General features: G+C 67.1%; 3 protein-coding genes. 1 reads left to right on the forward strand and 2 read right to left on the reverse strand.

Annotated elements, in window-relative coordinates:
* Nucleotides 1-1034 precede the first annotated feature (1034 nt).
* Nucleotides 1035-1562: a hypothetical protein gene (locus ADK36_RS08010; protein ID WP_053196848.1), complete on the reverse strand. Its 528-nt coding sequence runs from the start codon at nt 1560-1562 to the stop codon at nt 1035-1037.
* 190 nt (nt 1563-1752) lie between these two features.
* On the opposite strand from ADK36_RS08010, the gene ADK36_RS08015 reads away from it, so the two are divergent.
* Nucleotides 1753-2091: a Uma2 family endonuclease gene (locus ADK36_RS08015; protein ID WP_338060772.1), complete on the forward strand. Its 339-nt coding sequence runs from the start codon at nt 1753-1755 to the stop codon at nt 2089-2091.
* 13 nt (nt 2092-2104) lie between these two features.
* Here ADK36_RS08015 and ADK36_RS08020 read toward each other — a convergent pair.
* Nucleotides 2105-3590 (reverse strand): hypothetical protein (locus ADK36_RS08020; protein ID WP_053196850.1); only part of this gene is annotated, 1486 nt, incomplete at its 5' end.

Below are 3590 nucleotides of genomic sequence, written 5' to 3' on the forward strand. Positions count from 1 at the left end.
GGCGAAGAACTGGCGTTTGAAGACGGGCGAGGTGCAGGTCACGGCGGCGGAGGCGGTGGGGGCCGTGGTGAGCAGGGTGCCGGCGGTGGCGAGCACGACGGCGGTGGCGGTGGCAGCGGTGGCCACGGTGGCCGCGGTCGTGCGTCTGGCTGGGTTCATGGATTCCTCGGTCGTGTTCGACGCTGGCCGGGGAGGCTGGCGACGATCACGACTCATGGAGCGGCCCATGGGTTGTACGGGTTTGCCGGTGGAGTTGGACGGCACCTCGCCCTGGGGGCTCTGTCGTCGCGTTCTTTGCAGGCGTCAAAATATGTGACTATGCCGAAGTCCCTGCCGCGCTTACCCGCAAGTAATCCGGAGGAAAGAATTCCTCTTCCGGGTGATCCATTTTCCTCAAGAGAACCTCAGATTCCTTGACGCTCAAGGTGCCTGAAATTACGGTTCCTATCGCAGTGGCCCCACCCGTCCGGCAGGGGCAGCCGAAAGCGCCGGATGGTGTTCGCGTCAGACAGTGCACTCATGATGCCGTCTGATTCACGCATCGACGAAAAGGGGATAGAAATGGCTCGCAATTTGGTCAGGAAGGCATGGGCGACCGCTCTGGCGGTGACGGCTCTCACGGCGATCGCCGTTGCCGGGGCCGGTCCGGCGGCCGCGGCGGACACGGGCTCCCCGTCGCTTCAGGACGAGTGTTCCTGGGCCCCTTGGGACTGGGACGACTGCATTATTTAACACCCGTAACTAACTCGCCGGGGGCCACAGAACGTGAACGACGACGTACGGTGGCCCCCGCTAGCGAATTTCAGCCGGCTTCGCAGGGGCTGTTCCGCTGAGGAAACCTCATCGGGAATCACCGCGTGAGCGAACGTACCGCCAGCCGAAGTAGAACACTCCCGCTGCTCCCCCGGCCGCGCCGACACCGCACAGCACTGTCGCCCATGCGGCCATGTCCTGTGTGATCCACAGCAAGCTCACCGCGACCAGCGCTATGGAGAACGAGAGTCGCTCTCCATACCCCAGGCTGCGGCGCCCGGTCAGTCCCCGGTCGCTGTACATGTGTATGTCACCCCCTTCATTTTGATGTCCGTCCACCCCAGCCTCGTGTTGAGGGGGGCGACATCAGTGCCGCCGCCACCGCCGCCACCGCCGCCACTGTCCTTCTTCCGGCAGTAGTAGCCGAGCGCGTCAAGTTTCTTGAGATCGCTCATCGCCTGGTACTTCTTGTAGGACTTGATCATGGCGGCACGCTTTTCCGCGGGTGTGGCGTTCTTCGCTTTCGAGTACAAATAGCACCCGACGCTGGCGCCGATTCCCACCCAGGACGCTCCCTTGGCCAGCGCCTTGGAGAGACCCGCCGCGCCACTGCCGATGCCCAGGACTGTGCAGATTTCATCAGCGCCGGCGCGAGTCTGCCCGGCTGTCGCGGCCTGCGCGACGGTCGCGGTCCCGGCTCCGGCGTCTTCCGCCGAAGCCGCATACGCGGCGTTCGCGCCAATACCGCACAATGCGCCGGTCATGGCCAGAGCGGTGGCGGCAGAAATTCCTTTACTTCGTACGCTCACGAAGTCAATCCCCCATGCATTCTGCAATTACTGGTCAGGCAATTGCTTGATCATTGCACCGGGGACGCTACCAGCGGGACCATGCGTACACAATGGCGAACTTTGCTCGCGGGGGTCTCCTTAACAATTCCTTACCGCGGCCTCACTTTCTCGAGGCCGGAGAGCGGTGGAGGTGAGGAACGTTCCGGCTTTGCTCGACCCCGAGCGCTACGTCACCGATGACGGCCTTGGCCTCACTGCCGCCGCTCACCGGGTCATCTTCGAAGTCGCCTCTCCCGGCAAGCGCAGTCTGGAACGGGACCGAGCCAAGAAACGCCGCGAATACGCCCGCGCCGGCATCCCCGTCTACGTCCTCGTCGACGACTACGACGGCCAGGGCGCCGTCACCCTCTTCACCGGCCCCCGCCCCGACAAGGCCGACTGGGACGACATCCACCGTGTCCCCTACGGCACCGACGTCACCATCCCCGAAGGCCCCGCCAAGGGCTTCGTGATCGGTGAGGGGATCACGGGTCCGAGGCGGGACTGACCGGGGCCGGGGTTCACAGAAGGTTCGGTCGGATCTTCCAGGGATGTGCGGGCGCCGTCTCGGTGCCGTCGGGGAGGACTCCGACGACCCGGTAGTAGGAGACGGAGCCGAGCGGCTGGGTGGCGTCGCTGTAGGACTGGTAGTAGTCCGTGGTCGGCGAGGCCGTGCCCAGCAGGTCGTAGCTCTGCGTCTCGGGGTTCCAGCGGCTCACCCGGTACTCGGTGATCTGGGCGCAGACGTCGCCGGAGCAGTGCCACTGGATCGGCTTCGCCGACTCGGCGACCGTCCAGCCGCCGCTGCCGTACAGCGGGCCGCCGGCCTCGAAGTCCTGGCCGATCGGCTCGCCCGGGACGATGTTCAGCTCCGTGGCGGTGACCGTGGGGACGGACGGGTCGCTCGCGGACAGCTCGTTGCCCCAGACGTCCTCGGCGATCACCGTGTAGACGTACGTCTCGCCGTCCGGGATGTCGATGCAGAGCATGGCCAGCGGGTCCTCGGCGTCATCCGCGCAGTGCGCCAGCTCGCCGATCCACTTCACCGTGCCGTCGTCCTGCCGTACCCCGCGCAAGGCGCGGTACGAGGCGATGTCGTCGTCGACCGGGGCGTTCCAGCGCAGTTCCGTGCCGTCGGCGCGGGGCGTGGCCGTGAGGCCGGTGAGGGGGAGCGGGGCGACGCGGTCGGACGTGGTGACGGTGACCGTGTTGGAGGGCGCGGAGCGGTTGCCCTGCCAGTCGGTGATGACGACGCCGTAGGTGTAGGTGGTGTCGAACTCGAAGTCCTCGCTGGAGCACGTGAACGAGTACTCGTCACCGGCGGTGTTGAGCGTCTCGTTCACGGTGCAGTCCACGCCCACGGCGTCCGCGCCCAGCGTGGTACCCGGTGAGCGCAGCACGGTGAAGCGGGCGTCGTTGATGAGCTCGTCCGAGGTACGGTCCTCCGGCATGGTCCAGCGCAGCTGCACCGCGTCCCAGGTCGCCGTCGCCCGCAGGTTGCGCGGTGCGTCCGGGGGCGTCCGGTCGATGCCGTCGGAGGTCACGGGGGCCGAGTACGCGCCCGCGTTCCCTCCCGAGTCCAGGGCCCGTACCAGGTAGGTGTGCCGCGTCTCGTCGTGGCCCACGGCGTGGATGTACGACGTGCCGGTGAGCTGCTTGAGCAGAGTGAGGGAGCCGGTGGCCGGGTCCTTCTCGAAGAGCTCGTAGGAGACCGCGTCCGGCGCGGCGTCCCACTCGATCATCATGCCCCACAGGTCGCCGTGCGCGGTGAGCCCCGTGGGCGCCGTCGGGCCCGTGCGGTCGACGGTGGCGACGGCCTGGTCGGCGGTTCCGCCGGAGACGTTGCCGGCCCTGTCGTAGGCACGGATCTCGTAGTAGTACGTCTCGCCGGTCGGCGGCGGAGTGTCCGTGTAGGTGGTGGAGGCGGTGGCGGTGGTCGTCGCGAGGGGCGTGCCGGGGAACGCGGCTCCCTTGAGGCGGCGGTAGACCCGGTATCCCGCGAGGTCC

The sequence above is a fragment of the Streptomyces viridochromogenes genome, from assembly GCF_001270495.1.
In the GTDB taxonomy this organism is placed as follows: Bacteria; Actinomycetota; Actinomycetes; order Streptomycetales; family Streptomycetaceae; genus Streptomyces; species Streptomyces viridochromogenes_A.